This is a genomic window from Streptomyces sp. NPDC107517 (assembly GCF_055582645.1).
The window spans coordinates 231,598-258,551 of sequence record NZ_JBVJPM010000013.1; the positions used below are offsets into that span (position 1 = coordinate 231,598).

The 26,954-nt window shown below is 70.9% G+C and carries 25 protein-coding genes and 1 pseudogene; 3 read left to right on the forward strand and 23 right to left on the reverse strand.

What is annotated here, in order from left to right:
* Nucleotides 1-27: 27 nt before the first annotated feature.
* The 10 genes from ACZ67T_RS28275 to ACZ67T_RS28320 all read right to left on the reverse strand — a co-directional run bounded on the left by ACZ67T_RS28275 (nt 28) and on the right by ACZ67T_RS28320 (nt 10,935).
* Nucleotides 28-1,362, reverse strand: coding sequence for an MFS transporter (locus tag ACZ67T_RS28275; RefSeq protein WP_469987796.1), 1,335 nt, complete (start codon nt 1,360-1,362; stop codon nt 28-30).
* 255 nt (nt 1,363-1,617) lie between these two features.
* A complete protein-coding gene (locus ACZ67T_RS28280; RefSeq protein WP_469987797.1) occupies nt 1,618-2,643 on the reverse strand; it encodes a LacI family DNA-binding transcriptional regulator in 1,026 nt (341 codons plus the stop codon).
* Between the two features lie 77 nt (nt 2,644-2,720).
* The gene (locus ACZ67T_RS28285; protein WP_469987798.1) at nt 2,721-3,725 is read right to left on the reverse strand and encodes a hypothetical protein; all 1,005 of its coding nucleotides are present in this window, start codon (nt 3,723-3,725) and stop codon (nt 2,721-2,723) included.
* Between the two features lie 258 nt (nt 3,726-3,983).
* Nucleotides 3,984-4,646: a histidine phosphatase family protein gene (locus ACZ67T_RS28290; protein WP_469987799.1), complete on the reverse strand. Its 663-nt coding sequence runs from the start codon at nt 4,644-4,646 to the stop codon at nt 3,984-3,986.
* 248 nt (nt 4,647-4,894) lie between these two features.
* Nucleotides 4,895-5,947 (reverse strand): MASE1 domain-containing protein, encoded by a 1,053-nt coding sequence (locus ACZ67T_RS28295; protein ID WP_469987800.1) that lies wholly within the window; start codon nt 5,945-5,947, stop codon nt 4,895-4,897.
* A gap of 103 nt (nt 5,948-6,050) precedes the next feature.
* Entirely contained in the window at nt 6,051-7,385 is a 1,335-nt protein-coding gene (locus tag ACZ67T_RS28300; protein WP_469987801.1) for a PP2C family protein-serine/threonine phosphatase, read from the reverse strand.
* A gap of 299 nt (nt 7,386-7,684) precedes the next feature.
* Entirely contained in the window at nt 7,685-8,170 is a 486-nt protein-coding gene (locus ACZ67T_RS28305; RefSeq protein ID WP_469987802.1) for a hypothetical protein, read from the reverse strand.
* A 322-nt stretch (nt 8,171-8,492) separates the two neighbouring features.
* The gene (locus ACZ67T_RS28310) at nt 8,493-8,807 is read right to left on the reverse strand and encodes a hypothetical protein (protein ID WP_469987803.1); all 315 of its coding nucleotides are present in this window, start codon (nt 8,805-8,807) and stop codon (nt 8,493-8,495) included.
* Nucleotides 8,808-8,908: 101 nt separating this feature from the next.
* Nucleotides 8,909-10,363, reverse strand: coding sequence for an IS607 family element RNA-guided endonuclease TnpB (gene tnpB / locus ACZ67T_RS28315; protein ID WP_469987804.1), 1,455 nt, complete (start codon nt 10,361-10,363; stop codon nt 8,909-8,911).
* A complete protein-coding gene (locus ACZ67T_RS28320; RefSeq protein ID WP_469987805.1) occupies nt 10,360-10,935 on the reverse strand; it encodes an IS607 family transposase in 576 nt (191 codons plus the stop codon). The genes tnpB and ACZ67T_RS28320 overlap by 4 nt, the downstream gene beginning before the upstream one ends.
* Nucleotides 10,936-11,260: 325 nt before the next feature.
* On the opposite strand from ACZ67T_RS28320, the gene ACZ67T_RS28325 reads away from it, so the two are divergent.
* The gene (locus ACZ67T_RS28325) at nt 11,261-12,481 is read left to right on the forward strand and encodes an IS110 family RNA-guided transposase (RefSeq protein ID WP_469987806.1); all 1,221 of its coding nucleotides are present in this window, start codon (nt 11,261-11,263) and stop codon (nt 12,479-12,481) included.
* Nucleotides 12,482-12,714: 233 nt separating this feature from the next.
* Here ACZ67T_RS28325 and ACZ67T_RS28330 read toward each other — a convergent pair whose 3' ends face one another.
* From ACZ67T_RS28330 to ACZ67T_RS28345, 4 genes and pseudogenes are all read right to left on the reverse strand, one after another.
* Nucleotides 12,715-13,461 carry a type 1 glutamine amidotransferase gene (locus ACZ67T_RS28330; protein WP_469987807.1) on the reverse strand — a complete coding sequence of 249 codons (747 nt, stop codon included), beginning with the start codon at nt 13,459-13,461 and terminating at the stop codon, nt 12,715-12,717.
* 113 nt (nt 13,462-13,574) lie between these two features.
* A complete protein-coding gene (locus ACZ67T_RS28335) occupies nt 13,575-14,813 on the reverse strand; it encodes an MBL fold metallo-hydrolase (protein WP_469987808.1) in 1,239 nt (412 codons plus the stop codon).
* Between the two features lie 291 nt (nt 14,814-15,104).
* Nucleotides 15,105-15,425: pseudogene (locus tag ACZ67T_RS28340) on the reverse strand (DUF2252 family protein); the annotation flags it as partial.
* Between the two features lie 151 nt (nt 15,426-15,576).
* Nucleotides 15,577-15,903: a carboxymuconolactone decarboxylase family protein gene (locus ACZ67T_RS28345; RefSeq protein WP_469987809.1), complete on the reverse strand. Its 327-nt coding sequence runs from the start codon at nt 15,901-15,903 to the stop codon at nt 15,577-15,579.
* Between the two features lie 356 nt (nt 15,904-16,259).
* Here ACZ67T_RS28345 and ACZ67T_RS28350 point away from each other — a divergent pair, with 356 nt between their 5' ends.
* Complete coding sequence (locus ACZ67T_RS28350; RefSeq protein ID WP_469987810.1) at nt 16,260-16,658, forward strand: amphi-Trp domain-containing protein; 399 nt, start codon at nt 16,260-16,262, stop codon at nt 16,656-16,658.
* A gap of 135 nt (nt 16,659-16,793) precedes the next feature.
* On the opposite strand, the gene ACZ67T_RS28355 is transcribed toward ACZ67T_RS28350, so the two are convergent.
* Nucleotides 16,794-17,048 carry a LapA family protein gene (locus tag ACZ67T_RS28355; RefSeq protein ID WP_469987811.1) on the reverse strand — a complete coding sequence of 85 codons (255 nt, stop codon included), beginning with the start codon at nt 17,046-17,048 and terminating at the stop codon, nt 16,794-16,796.
* A 308-nt stretch (nt 17,049-17,356) separates the two neighbouring features.
* Between ACZ67T_RS28355 and ACZ67T_RS28360 the strand changes: the two genes are divergently transcribed.
* Nucleotides 17,357-18,505, forward strand: a complete 1,149-nt coding sequence (locus tag ACZ67T_RS28360; protein WP_469987812.1) for a sigma-70 family RNA polymerase sigma factor — start codon at nt 17,357-17,359, stop codon at nt 18,503-18,505.
* A 47-nt stretch (nt 18,506-18,552) separates the two neighbouring features.
* Here ACZ67T_RS28360 and ACZ67T_RS28365 read toward each other — a convergent pair whose 3' ends face one another.
* The 8 genes from ACZ67T_RS28365 to ACZ67T_RS28400 all read right to left on the reverse strand — a co-directional run bounded on the left by ACZ67T_RS28365 (nt 18,553) and on the right by ACZ67T_RS28400 (nt 26,890).
* Nucleotides 18,553-19,728 carry a lytic transglycosylase domain-containing protein gene (locus tag ACZ67T_RS28365; protein ID WP_469987813.1) on the reverse strand — a complete coding sequence of 392 codons (1,176 nt, stop codon included), beginning with the start codon at nt 19,726-19,728 and terminating at the stop codon, nt 18,553-18,555.
* Nucleotides 19,725-21,119, reverse strand: coding sequence for an ABC transporter substrate-binding protein (locus ACZ67T_RS28370; protein WP_469987814.1), 1,395 nt, complete (start codon nt 21,117-21,119; stop codon nt 19,725-19,727). Before ACZ67T_RS28370 ends, ACZ67T_RS28365 begins: the two co-directional genes overlap by 4 nt.
* A 64-nt stretch (nt 21,120-21,183) precedes the next feature.
* Nucleotides 21,184-21,879, reverse strand: coding sequence for an ABC transporter ATP-binding protein (locus tag ACZ67T_RS28375; RefSeq protein ID WP_469987815.1), 696 nt, complete (start codon nt 21,877-21,879; stop codon nt 21,184-21,186).
* A complete protein-coding gene (locus ACZ67T_RS28380; protein WP_469987816.1) occupies nt 21,879-22,787 on the reverse strand; it encodes an ABC transporter ATP-binding protein in 909 nt (302 codons plus the stop codon). Before ACZ67T_RS28380 ends, ACZ67T_RS28375 begins: the two co-directional genes overlap by 1 nt.
* The gene (locus ACZ67T_RS28385; protein ID WP_469987817.1) at nt 22,784-24,757 is read right to left on the reverse strand and encodes a branched-chain amino acid ABC transporter permease; all 1,974 of its coding nucleotides are present in this window, start codon (nt 24,755-24,757) and stop codon (nt 22,784-22,786) included. Before ACZ67T_RS28385 ends, ACZ67T_RS28380 begins: the two co-directional genes overlap by 4 nt.
* Nucleotides 24,754-25,212 carry a hypothetical protein gene (locus ACZ67T_RS28390; RefSeq protein WP_469987818.1) on the reverse strand — a complete coding sequence of 153 codons (459 nt, stop codon included), beginning with the start codon at nt 25,210-25,212 and terminating at the stop codon, nt 24,754-24,756. Before ACZ67T_RS28390 ends, ACZ67T_RS28385 begins: the two co-directional genes overlap by 4 nt.
* Nucleotides 25,209-25,643 (reverse strand): hypothetical protein, encoded by a 435-nt coding sequence (locus ACZ67T_RS28395; protein WP_469987819.1) that lies wholly within the window; start codon nt 25,641-25,643, stop codon nt 25,209-25,211. Before ACZ67T_RS28395 ends, ACZ67T_RS28390 begins: the two co-directional genes overlap by 4 nt.
* On the reverse strand, nt 25,631-26,890 hold the full coding sequence (locus ACZ67T_RS28400) for a hypothetical protein (protein WP_469987820.1): 1,260 nt from the start codon (nt 26,888-26,890) through the stop codon (nt 25,631-25,633). The genes ACZ67T_RS28395 and ACZ67T_RS28400 overlap by 13 nt, the downstream gene beginning before the upstream one ends.
* Nucleotides 26,891-26,954 lie beyond the last annotated feature (64 nt).

A 26,954-nucleotide genomic window follows, 5' to 3' on the forward strand; every position in this document is an offset into this window, starting at 1 on the left:
GTGGGCACTGGTGGGCAGTTGGACGGCTCAGCGCACGCTCCGGACGCGGCATACACCCAGCGCGCCCACGAGGGAGACGGCCGCGGCGACCGGGAACAGGGCCTCGTAGCCGCCGGCGGCGACGATCCAGCCGGCGAGGGTGGGGGCGAGTATCTGCGGTCCGGCGTTGGCGATGTTGATGACGCCCATGTCCTTGCCCACGTCGGCTGCGCGCGGCAGGACCTTGGTGATCAGGGCCATGTCGACGGCCATGTAGGCGCCGAACGCCAGGCCGCCGACGATGTTGTACGTGAGCATGCCGCCCTGGGTGGGCCACAGCACCGGGAGCGACAGGGCCAGCGCCGCGACGATGCCGGAGACGAACACGAACGGCTTCACCCTGCCGACCTTGTCGGCGAGGGGTCCGAGGAGGACGGTGGCGGCGACCGTGCACAGCGCGTTGACGACCATCAGGAAGCCGACGGTCGGCAGCAGCTCCTGGGGCGGGACCTTGATGTAGTCGGCGAGGAGGTACAGGTTGTAGGTGAGGACTATGAAGTAGCCCAGCATGACCCCGAGTCGCGAGACGAAGGCCCAGGCGAAGTCCGGGTGCCGGCGGGGGCTGACCCAGAAGCCGCCGAGGAACTCCCTGAGTGAGAACGGCTCGCGCGGCAGGGCACGGGCGTCGCGGTCCGGGGACAGGACGACGAACACGAGCGCCGCGACGACGATGACGGCGGCTATCAGGTAGTAGCCGTTCTCGCCGGCGAACCGGCCGCCGAATCCGCCGATGACACCGTCCAGGCCGAACTTGGTGCCGGGCACCCCGCCGATGATCAGTGCCGCGGCGATCGTGCCGAGGGGCACGCCCAGACCGACCAGCGCCGAAAAGGTTCCGTACCGGGCGACCGGGACGCGATCGGGCATCGCGGCGGTGAGGGCGGCCTGGTAGCCGTTCATGATGAACTGCACGACGCCCCAGCTCAGACCGAGCGTCGCGATGCTCGTCGCGTGCGCCTGGGCCACGAGGGCCAGCGCGCCGAGCAGCGCGCAGAGCAGGATCCACGGCGCCCGGCGGCCGAACCGGGACCGGGTGCGGTCGGACAGCTGCCCGAACACCGGGTTGCCGATCGTCGCGAGGACGGCTCCCGTGGTGCTGGCGGCGGACAAGGCGGATGTGTCGTTCGTGCCGGTGATCTGCGCGACCTGGATGGGCAACAGGAAGCTGCCCACGCCGAGCCACAACAGATAGAGCGCGATGTTGGCGGCGGGCAGCGTGACGTAGAGCCGCGCGAGGCGCCCGGGAGGCGCGGGTGCGGCGGCCTCGTTGTCGGTGCCGACGACGGCGGTCGCCGTCGCGTTTTCAGGAAGTGAATGGGTCATGGTGAGGCCCCTTGAAGAGCGATGCCGATGAATGCGGACGCGGTGGGGGCGCGCGTTGAGGAGGACAGTAGGTGACACGTGTAATCAGCGGAAGAGGTCGGACGGCACGAGTTGTGTTCGTCATCGGCTGCGGGATCTCTCAAGTGTTGAAAAGTTGAAGCCATGGATCGGCGCCGGAGCAACGCCTCCGTCAGCCACGACACGGTCACCGCGTGCGGTGACGCTGCTGCCGCGCCCTCTCGCCGACCGCCCCGGCTAGGCGGTTTCCCGGATCACCAGACCGGTTCGGAGGTAGGAGCGGGTCTCCGCAGGCGTGTCGGGGGCGCCGATCAGGCGGTCCAGCATCGCGGCGATCTCACGTGCGGGCGTGAAGTCCATGCGCACGGTCGTCAGCTTCGGGCGGAGCAGCCTGCCGATCAGCAGATCGTCCGCACCCACCACGGCCACGTCCTCCGGGACACGCAGACCGGCGTCCTGCAGGGCGCGTACGGCGACGGACGCGTACTCGTCGTTGTAGGCGAACAACCCGTCGACCCTCGTCTCGACCACCAGCTCGGCCCACCGGGCCGCCGCCCCCTCGTCGAGAGCGAGTTCCTGCCGTACGACGGTCACGGAAGGGTGTACCCGCGCGGCGGTCTGCGCACCGGAGAACCTGGGCTCGGCGAACCCGCGCAGCGACGCGTCGGCGGGCACGATCACCCCGATGTTCCTGCGTCCGACCGCCATCAGGCGCTCCGCGGCCACCGCGCCGACCTGCACCTGGTCCGCCACCAGGGCGTGCGCGCCGGCCACAGGCGCCGGCCCGGCGCTGACCACGACCCCGATCCCGGCCCGGTGCAGCACATCGACAGCGTGCTCATCCAGGCTGTCGTCCATCAACGACAGCACCGCGTCGGGCCGCAACTCGGCCCAGCGCCGTGCGGCCTCCGCGCCCCTGTGGCCCGTCGGGCCGTAGAGGACGGCCGTGTAACCGAGTTCCGAAAGGGCCGACTGCAGCTCGGCGAAGAACTGCGCGAACAACGGCCCCGCGGTCACAGCGGGAGCGGTGAGCAGGACGACCCCGCTGCGCCCCGCGCGCAGGGCCCGCGCCACGGCGTGCGGCACGTAGCCCAGCTGCCGGGCCGCTTCCCTCACCCGCTCCCGGGTCGCCTCACTGATGCGTCCGCCTCGGGCGTTGTTCAGGACATACGAGACGGTGGCCCGCGAGACTCCCGCGGCGCGCGCCACGTCCTCGCTCGTGGGCGGGGTACCGGCCGAACTCTGCGAGGACATCGAGGCCATGATCACCCATCATCGCAGACGAGACGGGTGTCAGTGGCGGTGATCGATCCCGCCTGACATCAGCCGGTGAGAAAGGCTCAACCCGTCTGCTGCGACGCGGACTCGCCGGGTCCTGGCTGCGACGTCAAGGCCTCGGCAAGGCGGTCGACGCCGAATCCGCTGATCAGTAGGCGCTCTTTACGGTTACCGGTAAGCAGTTGACTCCATTGAACGAAGCCGCCGTCGCCGACTTCCAGCTGGTGGCCTCCGACGCTGGTGACGATCTTGAAGCAGACTACGGTGTAGTAGCCGCGTCCGGTGGCCCGGTCGGGGTCCTCGCACACCTGTACTCCTGGCAGCCCGGCCAGGTCGTGGCGCATCCGATCGAGGGTCAGACCGGTCGCGTCCTCGAGAAAGGTCACTCTGATCTGTGTGTCCTGTGCCCCGACATCGGCCATGACCCGGGCGGCGAACCTCAGGTGCTCGGCCAGGTGCCCGTGTTCAAAGGCTCGGCTGCCGGTGTCCCGCCCGGCGGTCACCAGACCGAAGAGCTGGAAGTGGGCGAGGTCCTTCGGACCGTTGAAGCTCTGGGCACGGGCCACTCGCTGGCTGGCCGCCAGCCGGACCGGCGCATTCGAACGCGGATCGGCGGCCAGGGCCAGGGAGCGCCGGTGCGATGCCTCCAGCGCCAGTGCGTTCGTCGGATCGGCGGCCACCTCGCTGCCTCGAACAGTCGCGATCACCTTGCGTGGATCGACGGTCGCCACGGCCGAATGCGCGGCCAGAGGCACGACCGGGGCGAGCACGAGGACCTCGAAGCCGTCGGGCAACGCCGACACCAACGCGTCCTCGGTGCGGCGCAGTGCGGCGAACTCGACGGGCGCTGGGGCCACGAACCGATCGCTGCGATAGCGCGCCATCACCTGGGCCGGCGAGAGCCGGTCCGCCCGGCGCCGGAACACTTCCAGCAGCAACGTGGTCAGATCCGCGCCCGACATCCCGCCAGCCAGCAGTTCCAGCAGTTCCGGGCTGCCGGCCCGTGCCAGAACCCGACGCAACGCCGGGTTGACCGGGATATCTCCGGTGGGGTCATCGCGCGTCATGAACATCGAGTATCGCGGTTCAGAAATCCGCTGGACCAGTGAGTTTCCGGCACTTCGCCGCTCATGCCACCGCAGGCTCAGGACGCTCGACCAGGAGGCCGTTCTACAACCGGGCGCCCGCACGGACGGACGAGGGGCGACCAGCTCGTCCGGGCTGGTCTCAACCCGGCTGACACTGAAGGCGTAAGACCTCCGGGAGCGCTGCTCCCAGAGGCCGCGCGAGTCAGGAATCGCCTCATTCATGAGGGGAGGAGTCCCTCAGGCTGTCGGGACTGCCTCCCCTGTCGGGCCGCCGTCCTGCGGTGAGCTTCCCTCGGGGCCGAGCGGCCGGCCTTCCCACGCAAGCGTCTGCCAGCCGCGGTCGGGCGAGCCGGACAGGACGACGACGCCTGTGTTGCCCAGCGCGTGACTCGACGCGTACGCCACGTCCACGTTGGCCGCCCGCGCGGTCACCCACATCCGGATCGCGGCACCGTGGCTGACCATCGCCACCGTCTCCGCCCCCGAGCCGGCGGCCTCCGCAACCACGGAATCGAAGCGCCCCAGGGCCTCCACGCCGTTCTCGCCTCCGGGCATCCGGCGTTCTACGTCACCCAAGGACCAGGCGAACGCGGTGGACATGTACAGGGCGGCGGCCTCGTCGTCGCCCCGCATCTCCAGCTCTCCGGCAGCCAGCTCCCGAATACCGTCCCGGACCTGGACCTCCAGCCCCGTCGCGGCGGCCAGAGGGGCGGCCGTCAGCTGGGTGCGCAGCAGCGTGGACGCGTACAGGGCATCGATCGTCTCTCCCGCCAACGCCTGCGGCAGTGCGGCCGCCTGGTCCTGCCCCAAAGGCGTCAGTCCCGGGCCCGGCACCGCCGTGTCCAGCAGGTGCTTGAGATTGGACGGGGTCTGGCCATGACGTATGAGCAGCAGGCGCATGCGGGAACTACCTCCTCGGAACGGAACACGTCCTCCCACCCTCCCACCTGGACCTGTGCCCGACCGCAGGGGGAAGCCGTCCCACGCCCACTCCCCGAGCCGCTCGCGGGGATGACTCCGTCCCTGTCGCGGTCGTAGCCGCGGTGGGCGAAGGCCAGGTCAGGGGTCCCGCACGGCCGGGGCGACGACGCGGGCGAGGGGCGAGCTCTTGTCGAGTGGAGACCGTGGATGTGCTGATGTGCCACGTGTCACGGCTGATCACGCCGGACTTCTGGTTCGTCCGCCGCGCCCTTCCCGTTCGTCCTCTGCACCGACATGTCCTCCTCGCCGAAGCTGAGGGGAAGTGTCGGCTGGTAGCCGCCCGCGGAGATCTTGTCCACCATCTCGGCGAGATACCCGCAGGCCCGCGAGATCTCCTTCTGGGACTGGTTGCGTTCGCTCACGGCCGCCGCCACCAGCAGGGCGGTCAGCGCGGAGGAGCCGTTGAAAGCCTGCAGGGTGATCATGTTGACGAGCAGATCGTGACCGGCGAACGGGCCGGACCCCCGGGCGGCGGCGACGATCGCGAAGGTGGACACGGCCAGGGCACAGGGCGCGGCCCCGGCCAGCTGAAAGCGGAAGGCCGCCCAGATCAGCAGGGGGAAGCCCAGGAACATGAGGGGCACACTGCCGGAGCCGAGGAGTCCGACGCACGCGGTGGCCACGAGGAGCAGGAAGCCTTCCGCCCAACGGAGCGGCGAAGCGTCCTTCGGCCAGTGGGCGGAGCGGAGAACGAGCAGGACCGGTGTCACCAGCAGTACGCCCATCGCGTCGCCGGTCCACCAGACCGACCACGTCGGCCAGAACCCGCCGGCGCCCACCACTCCGGCGAGGGCAAGGGTCCCGCTGCCGATCGTCGCGCTGACCAGCATCCCGGCGAACGCGCCGAGAAAGATCAGCGCGAGCACATCCCGCAGACGGGACAGTTCGATGCGGAACCCCACGCGGCGGAGCAGCGCGTACGAGCAGACGGGGGCGAGCGTGTTGCCCGCCACGATGGCGATCACGGCCGGCGGCGACGGGCCGAGGGGGGCGTTGACCAGGAGCGCGCCGAGCGCGATTCCGGGCCAGACTCGCGGGCCGCGCAGGAGCAGGCTCGCCACGGCGATTCCGGTCGGCGGCCAGAGCGGGGTGACCTGGCCGCGCACCAGCTGCTGGAGCAGTCCCAGCTTGGCCGAGCCGTAGTAGGCCGCGGCCACGACACAGATCTCCAGAGCGGCTGCGGCGCCGCGCCGCAGCCGTTCCTGCCGGGCGACAGTCATGGGGACGGCCTCCGCTTCGACATCGCTCCGTGATCCATCATCCGCCGCTTCCCCGGGATCCTCCATGGCACCGTCGCGCCGGCCGTCCCGCGCGGAACCGAGGTCAGGCGGGCGGGGTGCGCAGGGCGAGCACGGCCATGTCGTCGTGACCGTCGCTGGGGTGGTGATCGGCCAGTGCCTGAACGAACTCCGGCAGCGGCAGAGCGGCGTACGCGGTGGCGAGATCGATCAGCTCATTGAGGCTCTCGTCGATGGACCGGGCAGGATGTTCGATCAGCCCGTCCGTGAAGAAGACGACGGTGGAGTCGGGCGGCACGGGCCGGGAGTGTTCGGGGCGGGGTTGTTCAGGGTCGACCCCGAGCGGCAGCCCCGGCTCGGCGAACAGGGATTCCGCCCGGTGCCCGGGGACGATCAGCAGCGGCGGAACGTGGCCTGCCGTACTCCAGTGGAGGCTCCAGCCCGATCCGGCCGGTTCGATGCGCGCCAGCGTTGTGGTGGTGATGGGGCTGCTTGTCATGGCCTGCAGGGTGCGGTCGAGCTGGGTGAGGACGGCACCGGGCGCACCGACCTGTTCGAACAGCAGAGCGCGCAGCATATTGCGGGTGGAGGCCATGGAGGCCGCGGCCTCCAGGTCGTGCCCGACCACGTCACCGATGACGACCGCCACGACGTTGCCGGGCAGCGGGATGGCGTCGTACCAGTCACCGCCGAGCTGACTGGGCTCGGCCGCAGGCCGGTAGATCGCGGCCGCGGTGAAAGGCCGCAGGTCGGGAAGCGTCGGCAGCAGCAACCGCTGGAACTGCTCGGCTCCGACCCGTACGTGCTCGAACAGGCGGACGTTCTCGATCGCGATCCCGGCAGCGCCGGCCAGCGCGACGACGACGTTCTCGTCGTGAGCGTCGAAGGGCTGTCCGTCATTCCGCTCGGAGAGGTAGAGGTCGCCGTAGATCTCGCCGCGGACGCTGATCGCGACGCCGAGCAGAGTACGCATACGCGGGTGACCGGGCGGGAACCCGGTGGACGACGGATGAGACAGGATACCCTCCAGGCGCAAGGGCTCCGGGTGGCGGATCAGATGCTGGAGGACCCCCTTACCGCGAGGGAAGCCGGTGTCGGCCAGATCAGCGCGTTCCTGTTCGGACAGACCGACGGCGATGAACTGCTCAAGATGGTCTCCGGACTCGTCGAGCACGCCCAGTGCCCCGTAGCGGGCGCCCACCAGATCCATGGCGGTGGTGACGATGCGGTTCAGCACCGCGGGCAGCTCCACCTCACGGCTGATGGACACCACGGCGTCCAGGAGGCCCTGCACCCGGTCCATGGCGTCCAGCAGAGACCGCAACTGCTCGTCGATCCGGCCGAGCTCGGCACGCAGACGTGCGTGCAGGTCGGCCGTGTGCGGCTGCCTCGGGTGGATGCCTCGCCCCATGCCCGCCATCACGAGCACCCGGGGGCGGCACGGCTGATCTCGGTCGCCTTCCGTCTGCAGCAGTCGCTCCGCACCGCTGCCGGGTCCGCCCCAATGATCGAGGAGTACATCTCGGCCTCCTGGCAGGACCCTCGGCAGTCGAGGTCGCGGCATGGCATGACAAAAAGGGCAATACGGTCATTATTTCAAATCTGTGAGCCCGGCGTCGTCGGTGCGTGACCGCACAGGTGCATGGCCGTACGGCTGACAGCGCGGACCGGCTGCCACGCCGGGCCCCGATGGTGGGCGCCACTGACCGCGCCCGCCCGTCAGGCGGCCGGCACCGCCTCCCCGGCGACCGCGGTCTCCAGGTGTCCCGAGTGGTGCAGCCAGGCCACCGAGACCGCGCACCCCAGACCGATCGCGGTCAGCGACACCCACGGCAGCCAGCCGACGCCGGTGTCGAAGAGTGACCCGACGGCCAGGTTCCCGAGCGAGATGGCGATGCCGGAGGCCGTGTTGTAGGCGCCGTAGTAGGTCGCCACAAGGCGGTCGCCGGACAGACGCACGACCATGTCCATCTCGAACGGGTACAGCAGCGCCCCGCCCCAGGCGAGCAGCGCCGCACACGCGGTCAGCGCCAGTACGCCGAAGGCCGGACCGGCTCGGCCGTCGGCCCGCACACCGGGCACGAGCGGCAGGAAGGCGATGCCCATCACGGCGAGTCCGCAAGCGATGGCGCGCGGCGCAGACATCGTGCGTTTCGCCCAGGCCGTCACCTTCAACTGACCGGACAGCGCGGCCAGTGCGGACACGGCGAAGATCGCCCCCGCGACCGTCCCCGTGCGTTCCCGGAACAGCTCGCGGGCACGCAGCGGCAGCGCCAGAGATTCGATGCGTTCTCAGCGGGTGGATGCCTGCTGGCGAAAGCCTTTTGGCGAAAGCCTTTTACGGGTCGAGCCCGTGCCATCTCGAAGAAGGAGCGGGAGGCGCAGGGGGACTGCGCGCCCTGCCGCGGCGCGAAGCCGCTCAGTGACGAAGGCTCTCAGCGACGAAGCACACTCGCGGCCCGGTACCGGGCCACCGTGATCGTGATGTGCCGATTCTGCGTCCCGGAGAGCGCCATGCCGCAGCCGGCTACTGGCCGCCGATGGAGCGGATCACCTCCGCCACATCCCGATTGCTCTTCAGGGCAATCTCCGCCGCGAGAGCCGCCACCTGCCCGGCCATCGCCATCAGCAAGCTGGGCAGAATGCACTCCACATCGGATCCGGCAGCGGCAATCCGTGCGTGAGACGCCCCCAGTTCGGTACTGAACCTCTCCTCGATCTCTGCCCCCTCCTCCTCGGGCGACCGGGCCTGCGGGAGGGTGATGGACTCCATGGCGAGGTCGGCCATCAGGCAGGCCAGCCCACGAGCCTCCCGATCCAGGGCGTTCACGTCGACGTACATGCGGGGCTCCTTCGCAGCGGCGGGTGAGTCCTGGATACCGTTGCCGAGACCGTAGTCAGGTCTCAGCATTCCGGGCATTTCGGCGCGGAAGGTCCGTCACATCACCAAAGCGTGAGGGCTTCGGCTTGAGTACGGTCTCTCGTTTCCGTCTGCCGCTGATGCGGCAGGGTTGCGCCACCTGCCCGCCCCGCCGTGACCTTGCGGCTGCGGCGGGTGGCGCGGGTCTTCTGGTCGGCTCCACGAGGCTTCGACACCAGTGCGGTGTCCCGGTCTCCGGCCACTCCGGTCCCGGTCGTGCGGGCCGCCGCGAGGGCGGCGAGGTTGCGGGCCGCGTTGTCGTCCCGGTCGATGACCAGGCCGCAGGCGTCGCAGTGGTAGGTCCGGACGTGCAGCGGCAGCTTGGCTTTCACCGCGCCGCAGCCGGAACAGGTCTTGGAGGACGGGTACCAGCGGTCGGCTGTGATGGTGCGGGTGCCATGCCGCTGGCTGGTCTTGCAGGTGAGCTGGCGTCGGATCTCGCCGAACCCGGCGTCGGCGATCTTGCGGGCCAGACGCCGGTTGCGGAGCATGCCGGCGACGTTGAGGTCTTCGACCACGACCGTGCCGTACTCGGCCGCGAGTGCGGTGGTGAGCTTGTGCAGGGCGTCGGCGCGGAGGTTCGTCACGCGGTGGTGCACCTTGTTGCGGGCGGTGTTGGCTTTCTCCCACCGCTTCGACGGCTTGCGCCCGGTCCTGCGGTCCGGTCCCTGGCGGCGGGAGACGGTGCGGGACGCGCGGCCCAGTTGCTTCAGCGCCTGGTCGTAGTGCCCGGGGTTGGCCACGGTGCGGATCTCGCCGGTCGAGTCGGCCATCACCGCGAGGGTCTTCACGCCGAGGTCCACACCCACGGCGGCTTCAGGGCGGGCGACACGTACGAGGTCCCGCCTGGCCTCGACTTGGAAGGAAGCGAACCAGCGACCGCGTTCGTGCCGGACGGTCGCGGACAGGATGCGGGCAGTCCCGGCCTGCACGCGGGCCAGGAGCTTGCCGGTGGGCTCGTGGGTGCGGATCGTGCCCAGCCTGGGCAGCGTCACGTGCCGGCCGTCGGCGTCGACGCGGATCGTGCCGGTGGTGAACCGGCAGGCCGGACGCGCCTTCCGCTTCTGCTTGAACCGCGGCACACCCATCTTCCGGCCGCGACGCTTGCCCTGCTTGGACTTGGCGTAGTTGTCGAACGCGGCAGCAGCGTTCGCCAGGCCGGTGTTGTACGCCTCCTTGGAGTTGTCCTCCCACCAGTCGGCGAACCTCGCATCGGTGTGCTTGGCGGCGTTGAACGCCTTCCTGAGGGAAGGCAGCGACCACGGCCGCCACTGCGTCAGCTCCGCCTCGGCCACGCCGTACGACGTCTCTGCGGCGCGCTGCCACCACGACGCGCTCACCCACGCCACGGCCCAGTTGTACGCCGCGCGCGCGGCGCCGCAATGCGAGCGCAGCGCATGCTCCTGGGCCGAGTTCGGGTCAAGCGCGAACCGGTACGCCTGCACCACGAACCCGGGCTGCGGCCGGAACTTCTTCACTCGGCGGCCTCGCCCATCGCCACGGCCACCGCACGGGCCGCACGGTGCTTCGCAGCCCGGCGCCCGTACAGGCGCGCGCACATCGAGGTCAGTACCTCGGTGATGTCCCGCACCAGGTCATCGGTGGTCTCGGTGGGGTCGAGGACGACCAGTCGCCGCCCGGACGCCGACAGGGCGGCTTCGAGGTGCTCGACACCGAACCGGGCCAGCCGGTCGCGGTGTTCGACCACGATCACAGCGGCGTTCGGGTCCGACAGGAGGCGGTGCAGCTTGCGACGCCGCCCGTTCAGCCCCGAGCCGACTTCGGCGACGACTTCGGCGACGGCCAGGCCCAGCCCGTTCGCGCCGGCCACGACCCGAGCCGTCTGCCGCTCAAGATCTGTCTTCTGGTCGGCGGACGACACACAGCAGTACGCCACCACGCGCTCGGACGGCTCGACATGGGGCTCATCGACCAGCCACGTCCCAGACGGCGCCTGGCGGACAGGGACGGGCATCTTCCCGTCCTTCACCCACCGCCAAGCGGTCTGGTAGCTCACGCCCTGCTGACGCGCCCACTCCGAAAGCTTCACGCGATCAACATAAACGACTACAGATGGCTATGAATGACTAGAAAATCTGTAGCAGTTGTCCCCCGTTATGTTTTCCGCGGCTCCGCAACGGGGCCGCTGGCCTCCGGGCCCGGCATGACTGTTGCCCCCTGTCGAAGGCATGACCTGGGGGGTGGTGTTCACCGGGCCCGGGAGGTGTCCGTCGGAGACGCTGATCAGAGGTCCGGCCACCGTCCGGTCCGGCGCAACGCCGGGCGGTTCGCGGGCGGCAGGTCTGCATAACGTGGATGCGCGAGCACGACACCCAAGCCAAGGCCGGCACTGTCAACACCCCGGAAAGAGAACGATGTTCGAGACCGAAGATGTGGGCGTGTTCCTGGGCCTGGATGTCGGTAAGACCGCCCACCACGGCCACGGGCACACCCCCGCCGGGAAGAAGGTCTTCGACAAGCCCCTGCCCAATAGCGAACCCAGGCTGCGGGCGATGTTCGACAAGCTGGCTGCGAAATTCGGCACCGTCCTCGTCGTGGTCGACCAACCCGCCTCCATCGGCGCGCTGCCGCTGACAGTCGCGAGGGACGCAGGCTGCCGCGTCGCCTACCTGCCCGGCCTGGCCATGCGCCGGATCGCCGACCTCTACCCAGGCGAGGCCAAGACCGACGCCAAGGACGCCGCCGTGATCGCGGACGCGGCCCGCACCATGCCGCACACCCTGCGCTCGCTGGAACTGACCGACGAGATCACCGCCGAACTCACGGTCCTCGTCGGCTTCGACCAGGATCTCGCGGCCGAGGCCACCCGCACCTCCAACCGCATGCGCGGCCTGCTCACCCAGTTCCACCTGTCGCTGGAACGCGTTCTGGGCCCCCGCCTCGACCACCAGGCCGTGACCTGGCTGCTGGAGCGCTACGGCTCCCCATCCGCCCTGCGCAAAGCCGGCCGCCGCAGACTCGTGGAACTGATCCGCCCGAAAGCCCCGCGCATGGCCCAACGGCTGATCGACGACGTCTTCGGCGCGCTCAACGAACAGACCGTCGTGGTCCCGGGCACCGGCACCCTCGACATCGTCATCCCCTCTCTGGCCGCCTCCCTGGCTGCCGTCCACACCCAGCGCCGGGCGATGGAAGCCCAGATCAACTCCCTGCTGGAGGCTCACCCTCTTTCCCCAGTCCTGACGTCGATGCCCGGCGTCGGCGTCAGGACCGCCGCCGTTGTGCTGGTCACCGTCGGCGACGGCACCAGCTTCCCCACCGCCGCCCACCTGGCCTCCTACGCCAGACTCGCCCCGACCACGAAGTCATCGCGCACCTCGATCCACGGCGAACACGCACCCCGAGGCGGAAACCGGCAGCTCAAACGGGCAATGTTCCTGTCCGCCTTCGCCTGTATGAACGCCGATCCGGCTTCCCGCACCTACTACGACAAGCAACGAGCCCGCGGCAAAACCCACACCCAAGCCCTTCTCCGCCTCGCCCGCCGACGCATCAGCGTCCTGTTCGCCATGCTCCGCGACGGCACCTTCTACGAGCCCCGGACGCAGAAGAACATCGGGCTCGCCACCGCATGACCCCAGCAACCCCGAACCACCCCAAACCCGACAGAGATGCCTTGACGAAAGACTGTGAGGCACCCCCCCCCGCACGTGAGCTCACTCGTGCTCGACTCGCCAGCTGACGTACGCAGCCACGCCGATGCCCCACTCGTTCAGCGGCCCGTGCAGTCGGCGCAGAACCGACCAAGTCGGAGGCCGGATCCGCGCGACGCGCAGCAGGTCCACACGTGCCGCCAACTGACGTGTGCTCAGCCGGCGTCCGGTGAGGTGGGCACCGCGCCGGTGGCGGCCGGTGACGGGGCCACCCGGTCGAGAAAGCCGTCCACCAGAGCGTGAGCCCGTCGGCGCGCTTCCCCGCGCAGCTCGCGCGTACGGACCAGCAACTCGTCCGGATCAAGCCCCAGCCCCCGCGCCTGGTCGGACAGGCCCAGGTCGAGCCACAGCCGCAGGGTCGACTCGGTGATCTCCGGGTGGAACTGGACGCCGAGCGAGCGGCCGGTCCGGAACGCCTGCGGACCGGCCGCGCTGCGCGCCAGTTCCTCGGCACCGGGCGGCACCACGAACCGGTCGAAGTGGGTCTGGAACCAAGGACCGGCGGGAACCAGCTCAGGAGCGTCGGTCTCCACGCTCATCCACCCGATCTCCGGGTACGGCGCACGCTCCACGGCCCCGCCCAGCGCGGTGGCGAGCGCCTGAGCCCCGAAGCAGATACCGAGAACGGGAACGCCCAGGTCGTGCGCCTCGCGCAGGAGAGCCAGTTCGCCGCCGACCCAGCTGCCGATCGTGGCGTGGTCGTCGACGGACCAGGGCGAGCCGAGCGGGACCACAAGGTCGTAGCCGCGGGGGGAAGGAAAGTCGAAGTGCACGCCGGGCGCGCGATAGCGCTCCGGCGGAACGACGGTGATCGTGTCGAGTTCGAAGCCTCGCTCGACGAGGCGCTCGCCGATCAGGCCGGACAGCGACGCGTGGTCGTGTCCGATGATGAGGGCACGCAACGTGGGGATCTCCATTTTCTCGGGCCCGCCGTCCGCGGGCCGTTCGTCCAGGGCACGCTCGCGACGGCCCGCGCTCCGTGACGACGTCGGGCGCGGACCGCCGGGAGGGGTATTCAGCGGTGGCCGCTGCCCAGTGGCACCTCGTCCAGGTCGTCACCCACGACCACCCGGCCGCGGAAGCCCTTCTGGGCGCGTCGGCGCCAGGAGTCGGCCGACACGATCTTCTTGTCGGCAGGCACGATGTGGCTGAGGACCAGCGTCTTGACTCCGCAGCGCTCGGCCAGCGGGCCGATGTCCTTGACGTCGGTGTGCGAGACCTTCAGGTGGTCCAGCAGCGTCGCCGGGATCCCGAAGTCCTTGTAGGCGTCCAGGTCGATGACCTCGTGCACCAGGATGTCCGCTCCGCGCGCCAGCCGCACGACGTTGTCCGAGAGCGAGGTGTCGCCGGAGAAGACCACCGAGCCCGCCGGGGTGTCGAAGCGGTAGGCGAAGGACGGGAAGACCGGGCCGTGCGGCACCAGGATCGCGGTCACCCGCACCGTGCCGTCGTCCATGACCTCGAACGGCTGCATGTCCGGTGCCGTCCTGCCGAGCGGGTCGGCACCGACGTCGGGCACGTCGATCTCGTGGACGCGGACCAGGTCCCGTACATCGGGGATGCCGGAGTCGCGCACGAAGACGTTGGTGCTGTAGGCGAACGCCTCGATCTGCTTGTCCGTGAGGACCTTCAGCCCGGGAGTCGGGTTGTCCGGCGCGACCGTCGGGGCTTTGCCACCCTTGAAGTTCGGGGGCAGCGCTCCGGCCGGTCCGGGGCCGTGCACGTCGACCGTGCTGGTGATCCCGTCATTGCTGTCATTCACTCCGAAGCCCGCCAGCAGCAGGAAGTTGTGGTAGTCGGCGATGTGGTCGGCGTGCAGGTGCGTGATGAACACCGACTTCAGGCTGCTGTACTTCAGCCCGGCGCGCCCGTACTGGGTGACGGCGGAGCGCCCGCAGTCGACCAGGTACACCCGGTCCCGGACCACCAGCGCCGAGGCGATACCGGTGCGGTCGACCTCGGGGGGCGGGCCGCCGGCCGTACCCAGGAGCACGAGCCGGTTTCCCTTGCGCACGGCCCTGGTGCTCACGGCCGCCGCCGTCGCGGCGGCCGCCTGCTTCCCGGATCCTGCCCGGTCACTCGCGCAGCCGGCCAGCACCGCCCCGATCCCGCCGACGGCTACGGCCGCGGCCGAAGCGCCGAGGAAGCGGCGCCGGGAGGCCCCGGAGAGGTCGCCGTGCCCGGACGAGCAGCAGGGCGTGGCACCGGGCGGCAGGGCCGCCTCCGGTGTCGAGTGCTGCGGGTGTGTTGCCATTCAGCGACTCCCGGGGGTGAGGGTCGGTCGCACCGTGCGGGACCGAAGTCGCCTGCGGGCATGACGGGGGAACGGTGCGTGAGAACAGGGACGAAGAAACTTGTTTGACCCCGAACGATATTGGGATGTCGGCAGCGTACGGCCGGAACGTCCCTGCTACAAGAGGCCGGGCCGCCTCGCCCGCCGGCGGAGAGGAGCGGGAGGGGCGCTGCACGGCGTCGGCGCGCACCCGTCCTCGTATCGGCGCCGATCAGCGCAGCGGATGCAGGGCTGCCGGCCCACCGGTCCGTCCCCCACGAAGCGGATGATCGCCTCACGATACGAATGGACCGTGGCGCTCCCGATACGAACGCGCTCCGCGTCCTCGAAGTCGTTGATGTCAAACATCAACTTCCGTTCCGGTGAGGCGAGCAGACGGAAGTTCAGCAGGTGGGCATCCCCGCACAGTTGGGCCGTGAGTCCCAGCGGGTCCGGCCTGACGGGAGCCGGCCCGTACAGGGCGTGGCTCGACCGTGGAGAGCGGCGAGGCGCCTCCTTGCCGAGGGCCGCGCGCTCTACGGGGGTGATGTGGGGGGGGGACGCACGCATCGCCGTGGACGCTCTCCGGGAGATGGAGACCCTCCTGCCTGCTCGCCCTACTGCCTGCTGGCCCTGCGACCGCGGGCACGCCCGGCGCAGAACACATCGGACGGAACGGCGAACTCGTCGCCCTCCGCCCGATGCCTGTTCGCGCGGACGATCGATCCCGGGGGAGCGTCTGCTCTCAGCCCAGGGCGTCGGTCTCGGCGTCCGCGACGGCGATGGCGATGCCGAGCGCCGTGGCGATGTTGCCCGCTGCCGTCATGACACGGGCGGTGCCCACGATGGGCGCGATGGCGACCAGGACGTCCTGCACCTGGTCGGAGGTGAGGCCGGTCTTGAGCGCGGGGTCGATATGGGCCGCGTAGGAGATGGGCGGGGCGTCCGAGGCGGCGAGCGCCGCGATACGCGTGAGAAGGAGCATGTCCGGCGCCAGCCCGCAACGGTCGATCGAATCGGCCGTCATGGCGGCGAGGGTGTCCATGACAGGGGTGTCGGATGCAGTGGACATACCGCATGACCTCCTGGTGAGTTTCGAGCCCGGGGAGACACGAGGCGCACCACAGAGTCCGGGTGCGCCAGGCTCACTTCAACTCTAAAACCCTTCCAGGACCCGCGCACGGGGCGCATGGATCGTCGTTGCGCCTGGTCGGTGTGCCTATTCCGACCTGCACAGATGAAATATGAGCTGCCCATTGGGCACCCCCGGCCGGACACTCCGAGGTGCGAAGCGATCGCGGTGGGCCGAGATTGGAAGTAGCCCGATGAGCCGAGCGTGACCGCGCGGTTGTGCGGGGTCCGCGACACCAGGGAGCCGGCGATGGTGATCACCGCTCTCGCGTCGCAATACAGCCCGGCCTCCGGGCTGTGTCGGGATCGGAGACACCCATGAGAGATCTCAAATTCGAGCAGAAACGCACGCTGTCACGCCTCGAGGCGGCTGACCAGCTCACCGCGCTCGCGGACGCGCTGAGAAAAGGTGGGGATGCCGAACTGGAATTCGGCGCCGGAGCGCTGAGCCTGCGGCTCCCCGACGACCTCCGCAGTGAGATCGAGGTCGAGGTCAGTGACGGGGAGATCGAGCTGGAGATCGAGTTCAAGTGGCCGACGGCGTCGGCCCGGACAGCGTCATCGCGGACGGCCGCGAAGACCCGGGAGGCCACAGGACGCAAGAGCATGCCCGCCAAACCGAGGCGCAGCACCACGGGCGCCGGCAGAAGTGAGAGCACGAAACGGTCTACGAAGAGGGCCGCGAAAACGTCCTGATCCGCGCCGAGCAACGGGCTTCAGGCGCCACGCCACTTTGCCACCGGGTGGGCCGGCACCGTTCTGCTACCGACACGTGGTGCCAGTCGCTCCCGGCGCCCGTACCTTCGGGCGAGTCGGTCCGCGAGATCGGCGTCAGCGCCGCGCTCGACGGCGCGCGATGTACAGGCCGAGCAGGATCCCCACGATGAGGGTGACGCTGAGGACGGTCCAGAGAGGGAGCGTCACGTTCGGGATCCACAACCTGATCGTGACAGACCCCGTATTGGCCGCGATGAACCAGATGGTCAGTGCGGCGAGAACGACGAAACCGATGGTGCGCAGCCGCATGGCGCGCCCTTTGACCGTCACGGTTGACGGGCCATGCCCCTGCGTGGAGCTGTGGGTCATGCACCCATTCTCTTATGGCTGGCCTGATCGGTCGACTTGTGGCCGATGCCGCGTCATCGCAGGCCGATGCGGCTCCCGGCCGTCAGCGCAGCCCCTCGAGCGCCCAGTGGTCCGGGGCTCCTCAGCCGTGTATCCACGCCGCTCCCGAGGACGCTCCCCAGGAAGGCCGACGCTGAACGTGGCTCAGCAGGGGCCGGCGTTCCCCGGAACGGCTTCGCCTTCGGTCTCCCGATTGCATCGGCTGGACGCTATGGTCTGCGCCCCCGGTGGGAGTCGCCGGTTCGCGAGGGTGAAGTGCGAGGGATCCGATGGCCACAGAGCCGTGGAGTACGGGGCGAGGGGCGCCACGCGGCGGTCACGAGTGGTGGCCGCGCATCTGGAGTCACCGTGACCGGCTCCTGGAGGTGGCGCGGCGCGGATCCATGAGTGCGGAGGACGCCGAGGACGCCGTGCACGAGGCGATGCTGCGTGCCGTGGAGGGGCCCGAGCTGGACGACGCGCGGCTCGGCGACTGGCTCAGGTCGGTCACCGTGCGGCTCTGTGCCGACCGGCACCAGCAACTCCGCCGGGAGACGGAGGCGGGCCGCCGGGCCATGGCCGCGACTGCGGGCGCGGCCCCGCTCGACGAGGTGGTCTGCGACCGGGAGGAGGCGAGGTGGCTGGCGCGCCGGAGCGGCGGGCTGCCGGCCCGGCAGGCCGAGGCTCTGCGGTTGAGGGCCGAGGATCTCGACGTGGGTCAGGTGGCCCGGCGGATGGGGCTGAGCTGTCGCACGGTGGAGTCTCTCCTCGCCCGGGCCCGGCGCACCCTGCGCCATGCGCTGGCGGGCACGCTGGCCGTCTGGTCGTGTGCTTATCCGGTCCGGCGCCTTGGCGTGGCCGGTCAGGCGGCGGTCGCCTCCACCGCGGCGGCCGTGGCAGTTCTCGGTCTCGCCGCGCCGGCTCTGTCCCGGCTGCCCGCGCCGTCGCGTCCCGCTCCGTCCGCCGCTCGGCAGACGCACCCGGCGCAGGTCTCGTCCGTGCCCGAGAGGGGCGAGGTCGCCAGGGGGATGCCTCCCGCGACCGGTTCCGCGACCGGTCCCGGCCGCGGCGCGCGCCCGGGCCTCGGGAACCGTGCTCGCCCCATGGCGGGACGCACCGGCCTGGGCTCCGGGCTGTTGGGGCTGCCGGTGGACTCGGTGATGGCCCGAGTGAGCGTCCCGGCCGGGCTGCGTCTTCTGTCGCTCCGCTCGCTTCCCTCACCGCCTTCGCCCCCCTCGATACCCTCACCCCCCTCGATGCCCTCGCATCCGTCGTATCCCTCGCTGCCCTCGCTTCCTGAACGGCCTTCCGCCACGAAGCTCGACCTGCCGTCGGTGTCCCCGGCGTCCGAGGTACCCAAGACACTGCACTCCGCCCGGCCTTCCGATGCACTGCCTTCCGATGCACTGCCCCGCGACGCGATTCCGCCGCCGCACTGAGTGGGAGAGGGCGCGACGAGCCGTCGGCGCCGTGTGAGCCCCGCGTCCTACGACGGCTTGGGTGACGGGAACAGAGGGGAAGGGCTGTACCCGGGTGACGGCAGCAGCAGGGAAGGCAGCGGGATCGGTTTCGGATCGTCGGACGGGGGCCGCTCCGTCGGAAGCCCGGGCAGCGGCGGCTTCGACTCGTGCCCTTCCTTCCCGTCGCCGCCCGGAGGGCTGCTCTGCCCCGAGGGCGGCGTGGTGGGATGCTGCGCATCGTGGTCGTGGCCGTCCTTTGCCGGCTGGTGCGACGGTTCGCTTTCACCGGGGTGTCCCTCGGTCGGGACGGCCTGGTGCGCGTAGACCCGCATCCAGCTGAGCACCAACTCCAGGTAGGAATCGGAGTGGTTGTAGGCGAGCACGGCCTTGCGGATGCCGGCGTCCTGCGACAGGTCGCCGCCCGCCGTGCACAGATACCGCCCGGCGGCCAGCCAGGCGTCGTCGATCTGGTGCGGGTCGCGGACCCCGTCGCCGTTGCCGTCGCTGCCCCAGCGCCGCCAGGTGGACGGGATGAATTGGGCGGGCCCGACGGCGCGGTCCCAGACCTGGTCTCCGTCCCAGACACCGTGGTCGGTGTCGTGGATGGCGGCCACGCCCGGGCTGCCGTCAAGTCGCGGGCCGAGTATCGGACTTCGTGTACGGCCCTGCGCGTCCAGGGCGCCGCCGCGGGCATGCCCGGACTCCACTCGGCCGATCGCCGCGAGCAGCGGCACGGCGATCCCGCACCCCGGCGCCTCGGACGCCAGCTCCTTTGCCGCGCTGCGGTATGCCGCGAGGACCCGGCCCGGAATCCCGTACGCCGCCGGTAGCACCGGCAGCGCTTCGGCAGCGCGGCCCTTGCCCGTGTCCTTGTCCTTGAACGGGACCGGGCGCGTGCCCGGGATCACCGCCGGCGCGTCGGGATACAGGGGCGGGCTGCCGCCACTGGCCTGGGACGGCGCGGCGGACGGGCTTTCGGCCGCGACCGGTGACAGGTCGGCCAGCTGCCAGAGGGTGACGGTCGCCATGCCGCCGGTCGCGGCGACGGCGACCGCCCCGCTGAGGATCTGGTGCCAGAGCAGTGTTCTGCGCTTCCCGCCGCGGGCGCGGGCGCGGCCTGTGTCCCGGCCGTCCTGTCCCGTGCGCCGAACCGTACGGAGGCCCGTCGGGCGAGCTGTGGCGCGATCCCTGGGGCGGCTCACCAGCAGAACGCCTTTCCTCCGGACATCGCCGTCCATTTGCCGCCCGAACCGCGCATCCCGAAGGCGCACTTGGTGTCGGTGGTCCCCTTGCCCGCGACGTAGGTCAGCGGGACGGTCAGGCCGTCGAAGCGCTGCCCGCGGAAGGTGGTGAGTTCCTTGATCAGACCGGCCCTGCTGATCTCCCCCGCGTCGCGCGCCGCCTTCTCGAACACCTTCGCGGAGGCCCAGCCCTGTGCGGCCGCCGGACCGGGGGCCTTCCCGCCGCCGTACTTCTTCCAGGCGGCGTTGAACTGGCCGAACCCGGCCGCTGCCGAGCCCGTGAAGGGGAACGTGGGTGTCACGGCCAGTACATTCTTGAGGCCGGGCTTGGAGGCGGTGGCGCCGTCCACCGTGGCGCCCGGCTGCAGGAACTGCGGGGTGAAGTTCTGCCGGCTGCAGGACGAGGCTACCCTGTTCACGGTGTTGGGGTCACCGGTGACGAGCATCAGGTCGACGCCCGCGTTGCGTGCCTGGATGCACTCGGCCGTGAAGTCCGGCTGGGTCACCGAGATCTTCGCGTTGTACACGGGGTCGAGGCCGTAGCGCTCGGCTGCCTTGCCGCTGCCGAAGAACCGCTCCTGCACATGCGTGCACGCCTCGGAGTCGGTGCAGAAGAGAGCGCCGAGCTTCTTGCCCTTGCCGTACTTCGCGCCGACCTGGGCGAGGCCGTCGAGCGCGGAGTTGGTGCCGGGGCACTCGCTGAACAGCATCGGGCTCGCGGTCCACGCGGTGGTCGAGCAGTCGCCTCCCACGACGGGGACCTTCATCTTCTCGACGTAGCTCTTCCAGGCGTTCATGGTCTGCGTGGTGGTGAACGAGGCGACGATCGCGACGACCTTGCGCTGTTCGACCAGCTCCTGCATCTGGCTGCGCCCCTTGGACGCGTCGGCGCCGTCGTCCATGACGATCACCTGGACCTTGCGCCCGTTGATCCCGCCCTGGGAGTTGATGGTCGCCGCCCAGGCCTGCAGGGCGCGCGGGCCCTGCGCGAACGCGACTCCGCCGGGCCCCGAGGTCGTACCGACGCTGCCGATGACGATGGGCCCGCCGCCGCCCTTGGCCGTCTTGCCTCCGCCGCCCGAGGCGGAGCCGCCACCGCCGCTGCCGCCGCCGCTGGTGCCCGCCCCGCTCCCGGAGGCCGCGTCGTCCGACGCGCCGTCGCCCGACGCGGTATCGGCCGATCCGTCGGCGCCGATGCCGGTGTCCGCGCCGGCGGCCCCGGTGGCGACCTGGCCCCCGCCGCCGACGGAACGTACGACGGTGTCGTGGTCGACCCGGCTGCCGCAGGCGGCGAGAGCCAGGCTCAGCGCCGCCACGGCCGCCGCGGTGGCACGCGTACGGGTTGGGATCATGGTCTCCTCCACGGAGCGGGTACGAAGTCGTGCGGTGCTGGGGTGGGTGGCGGGGCCGAGGGGTTCAGGTGTGGGCGCCGAGGTACTGGGCGACCAGCCGGTCGCTGTCCAACTCGCCGGGCTCCCCGGCGAATTCGATGCGTCCGCGGTTCATCAGGTAGACGTAGTCGGCCAGTTCGAGGGCGCGTGCCACGTACTGCTCGACGAGGAGCAGGGCGCGGCCGTCGTCGGCCAGCCTGCCGAGAAACTCGAAGATCTCGTCGACGACCACGGGGGCCAGGCCCATCGACACCTCGTCGAGCAGCACGTAGTCGGCGTCGGTGACATAGGCGTGGGCGAGCGCCAGCATCTGCTGCTGGCCTCCGCTCAGCGACCCGGCGAGCTGGCCGAGCTTGTGACCCAGGACGGGGAAGGCCGAGACGGCACGTTCGACGGCCTCGTCGAGGTCGCCGCCCGCAGCCTGGATGAGGATGTTCTCCTTCACGGTCAGGGTCGGGAACACCCCGCGCCCTTCGGGGACGTGGCAGACGCCGTTGCGGGCAAGGGTGTGGGGGCGCTTGCCCGTGAGGTCCTCGCCGTCCACGCTCAGGCGTCCGGCGGTCGGTGCGAGGAGGCCGGAGGCCACCCTCAACAGGGTCGTCTTTCCTGCGCCGTTGGTGCCGAGCAGCGCCACCACGGACTGCGGAGGGAGCCACAGGCTGACGTCGCGCAGGACGCGTGTGCCGCCGTATCCGGCGCTGATGTGGTCGAGTTCCAGCACTACGCGGCCTCCGATCCCAGATAGGCGGCGCGCACGGCGGGGCTGGCGCGCACCTCGGCCGGGGTGCCCTCGAAGATCATCTGGCCGAAGTCGAGTACGTACAGGTAGTCGCAGACCGACATGACGAGGCCCATGTCGTGCTCGACGAGCAGGACGCCGCAGCCGCGTTCGGCCACGACCTCGGTGACGATGGCGCCGAACTTCTCGGTCTCGGCGGTGTCGAGGCCGGACGACGGCTCGTCGAGCAGCAGCATCGAGAAGTCGCCGGCCAGGACCCGGCCGAGGTCGACGAGGCGGCGCTGCCCGGTGGAGAGGGAGCCCGCGATCTCGTGGCGCAGGGCGCGCAGGCCGCACAGTTCGAGGACCTCCTCGGTGGCGGCGCGCACGGCCTTCGTCTCGGCGGGGGTGGACAGGAGCTGTTTGAGGGGGTGGCTGCGGGCCAGTCCCGCCTCGCGCCCGAGGGCGATGTTCTGCTCGACCGTGAGGGAGTCGAACAGGTCCATCCGCTGGAAGGTCCGCCCGAGGCCGAGCTGGGCGCGGGCGGCCGGCGGGCGGCCGGTGATGTCCTTCCCGAAGAGGCGGATCTCCCCTTGGGAAGGGCGCAGCAGCCCTGAGCAGGCGTTGAAGGTGGTGGTCTTGCCCGCGCCGTTGGGTCCGATCAGTCCGGTGACGCGGCCGAGCGGTGCGTCGAAGGTGGCCGCGTCCACGGCGGTGTTGCCGCCGAAGCGGATGGTCAGGTCCTTGACCTGCAGACCCGTCGGCTGTGCGTCGGCCGTGGTCTCGGCCCCGGTGGCCTGCGCGGCAACCGCTCCCCCGGTCGTGGCGGACTGCGTGGTGGCCGCTCCCCCGGCCGTGGTGGCCGCGTTCCCGGTCTCCGTCGGCTTCGTGAAGGCATGGCCTTCGTTCATCGCGTGGCCTCCTTCGTCAGTCCCGCGCCGACCCGGATCCTTGTGGTCCCGGCCTGCGCGCGACGCGCCTTCCTGACGGCGACCAGACGCTGGGCCGCGGGGCCGGGTGCGTCGAGGCGCTCGTCGGACCGCGAACCCGCCGGTTCCTCTGGCGGCTGCCCGGCGCCGCGGCGCCGGGCCGCGCCCGCCTCGTGCAGCGCGACCAGGAGCGCCCCGATGCCGAAGAGCACGGGCAGCGCCTGGGCGAAGGTGTCGTCGGTGAGGTATGCGGGGACCACCGCGACCAGCACCGCTGCCAGGGGCGGGCCTGCCGAGCGCAGACCGGAGCACAGGACCAGGACGGTCAGCCAGGTCAGTGAGGTGTACGAGAGGAAGGGCGCGCCCGTCGCCGACTGGCCCTGGGCCGCGTACAGCGCTCCCGCGACTCCGGCGACGAACGCGGAGATGGCGAAGACGGTGACCCGGGTGACGTTCACCCCGAGGCCGAGGGTGGACAGCGTCGTCGGTGAGTCGGCCATGGCGCGAAGGAGCCGCCCGAGCCGGCTGCGGCCGACGAGTGCGATGAGGAGGGATCCGGCGACGGCGAAGGCGAGCAGGACGTAGTAGAAGGCTTCGTCGCTCTCGAAGAGGCCGGGGCGCGGCGCGGGCAGCGTGTTGGTGGCGCCGAACATCCAGGACGTGCCGTAGATCGCCCGTTCCAGGAGCAGCCCCAGTCCGAAGGTGGCCAGGGCGAGATACAGGCCGGAGAGCCGGATCGCGGGGATCGCCACGAGCATGCCGACCGGGACGGCGACCGCCCCGGCGAGGAGCACGGCGAGCAGCCACGGCAGTCCGGCGCCGACCGCCAGATGCGAGAACGTCGATGCGCCCACCGCGACCAGGGCGGCGTGCGCGAGCGAGACCTGCCCCGAGGTACGGACGAGGAGCTGCAGCGAGGCGAAGATCAGCACGAACACCAACGCGGAGGAATACACGGGGAGTTTGGACGCGGCCACGATCGGTATGCCCGCCGCGAGCACGACCGCGGCGACTGCCAGGATCCGCGCGGTGGCACGGCCGACCAGCGGCCTGGACGCCGGCGCCGGGCGGTGGCCGCCGATCTCGGCGAGTCTGCCGCGGCCGACCAGGAGGAGCGCCACGAACAGCACCACGAACGGCATCGCGGGCGGCAGCCCGGAGAACGTCTCGGAGTGGGACACCCACTTGGTGGCGAGGGCGGCGAGGACGCCGATGAGCAGTCCGCCGGCGTAGGTCAGCGGGAGGCTGGAGAAGAGTCCGACAGCAGCGGCCCCGTACGCCTGCACCACCAGCAGGGTCAACAGGAGCACGTCCAGGCCGAGTTGGGGGGCGAGCAGCACCCCGGACGCGGCGGCGAACCAGCAGCCGATGAGCCAGGCGCGGCTGCGCACGGCGAACGCGCTGGTGCCGGAGAGCTCCAGGAGATCCGGGTCGTCGACGACGGCGCGCATCCGCACGCCCATCGAGGAGAGCCGGAAGAAGGCGAAGAACCCGAGTGCGCAGACCGCGGCCACGACGGCCGAGGTCAGCTGGTCGATGCCGACGTTGACTCCGATCACGGTGACGGTGTCGGTGGGCAGGAAGCCGGGGAAGTCGAGGGCGGCGCCGCCGTAGCCCGCGAGCAGCGCGCTCATGATGATCAGCTGCAGCCCGATGGTGGCCACCATTTTCGTGGCCGCGGTGCCTGCGGCCAGCGAGCGGGTGACGCGTTCCATGAGCAGCGCGATGAGTGGCGGTACGACGATGACGGCGACGGCGAGCGCGAGGGGCCAGGGCAGTCCGCGCAGGGTGCGCAGGTCGTAGTAGACGAACGCGGACACGGCGGCGATGGCACCGTGCGCGAAGTTGAAGATGCCCGATGTCTTGTAGGTGAGCACCAGGCCCATGGCGGCGAGGCCGTAGACGGATCCGGTGGTGATGCCGACGACGAGGAACGGCAGCAGGTCGTTCACGCTGCACACACCCCGCAGGGGTCGCCCTCGCCGACACCGACGGGTGTCACGTCCTTGCCCGCCACCAGTGGGCAGTCGGGGTGGTGTGCGCGGTCCATGCCCTCGGCCCGCACCAGCGGCAGGGTGAGCGTGGTGTCCGTCGGCCCGCCGCGGTGGGTGCGCGTCGGGGGGAACGCGTCCTCGTCGTCGTCCACGGGAGCGAGGGCGATCAGCGAGACGCGGCGCTCGCCGAGCGTGCGGCGGGCCCGCAGCAGCCACAGGCAGAGGCCGCCGGCACAGACCGCGAACCCGGCGACCCCGAGGTTCAGCCAGGCCGCCTGCCGCGCCGTCGACACCGTGCCCCCTGCGCCGAACCAGGCGGTCACGATCAGGGCGAGTCCGGCCAGGGTGGTGGCGCAGACGGTCACCACGTCCCGGTCGCGCCAGGGCACGGTGCGCCCGTCCACGCCGCTCATCGGACCTCCCCTTCGCCGAGGTGAGTCGGAGCGGACCGCTCGGGCTCGGCCGGGGAGGCCGCCGAGCCCGGGGAGACCGAAGCGGTCCGCTCGCGTACGGGTGATGCCACGACGGCACCGTTGTCGTGCCGGTCCCCGGCGAGGGCGGGAGCGGTCCCGTCGACGCCGCCGGCGGCGCGCAGCGCCTGCTCGATGCGGTCGAGTTTGCGCCACTCGTCGCGCAGGTCCGCCGAGAGCCACAGCGCGGTCGAAATGCCGAGCAGGAACAGGCTGCCGAGCCCGGCACTGACGACGTACGGCAACTGCTCGGCGGGATACGGCGTGCCGCTCACTCCGCGCCAGCCGACGACGAGAATCGCGGCGCCCGCCAGTGCGGTGACGGCAGCGGTCAGCCGGTCCCACTGACTGCGTATCCGGGTCACGATGTCCATCGAGTCTTCACTCCCAACAGGCGCAGCAGGGTGCCGGCGGCAAACGTGGCCACGGCGCCGAACGCGAGCACGATGTAGAGGCCGGTGACGCCCATGTCGGTCGGACTGGTGGCCAGTTGGACGGGCCTGGTGTCCTCGGGCGTGGGCGAGCCGTCGTCGGACGGCGTTTTCGGTGCGGCCGGGCTGTCGTCGGCCGGTACCTGCGAGTCCGCGGCGTCCCCGCCGCCGCCCGCGTCGGACGGCACCTGCGGCACCTGGGCGGGAGGCATGCTTCCGGTGCCGGGCGGCGCCTCGATGCGGCCGACGGCGGCGGAGGCGCGGCCGAACACGTACGTCACGGTGTAGACCGCCCCGGACTGGGTGTCCTGCTGCTGTGCCTGCACTTCGAGGCCGGCCGACACGACGCCCTGCTTGGTGCGCTTCTCGTCCAGGTAGTGGATCTTGATTCCCGCGGCCGCCAGGGCCTTGACCGGATCGGCGAGGTCGGGCAGCGGTGCGGTCTGCCCGACCACCTTGAGTCCGTCCGGGGTGATCTCCACACCCTGGCCGGCGATCTCGGTGCGGCCGATGCTGAGTTCGGAGTCCCGTACGACCTTGCCGTCCCGGTCGACCGCGGCGGTCGCGGAGCTGAGCACCCGGCCGATCTCCAGGACGCCGTTTACGGCCCAGGGTCTGGTGTCCGAGGTGGCCGTGGCCTTGCCCGTGAGGGCGTCCGGGTCCACCGACGTGTGGGCCGTCGCCGTGGTGGACGCCGCCGCGGCGTCCTGGCCGAGGACCGTACTGGCCTCGGCCGTGGTGGACGTCTTGGTGCTGTGCGAGCGCATGACCAGCGGATCCTTGCCGCTGGTGGCGCTCTCGTCGGAGGGGTACGTCGAGGCCGCGTACGCCGGGTAGTCGGGGAACTTCTGCCCGGTCTGGCTGCCGATCAGTGCGGGCGCGGAGATGACCGTCTCACCGGGGTAGGGGCTGCTGGCCCACCCCGACGACTCGCCCACCGCGTAGTTCACGCAGGCCCGGGCCACCGGAACGCCCACCCCGGTGGGCGCCTGCAGCAGCGTGTCGTTGCTCGCGCTCACGGTCACCTGCACGCCCTGCGCCGTCGCGGTCACCGGGCAGTCGCTGCCCTCGGAGTCTTCCGGATCGGCCGCTTGGGCCGCCGCCGGCAGGCACACCAGGAGCGCGACCGTGCCCGCCCCGCAGAGCGCGCGGGCCCGCAGCGGGAGGGAGAGGGATCCTCGCACGGACATCGATGCCCTTCGCCTAGATTTGACGGACCGTCATATTTGGCTGACCCGCCGCACTCTCTGCGCA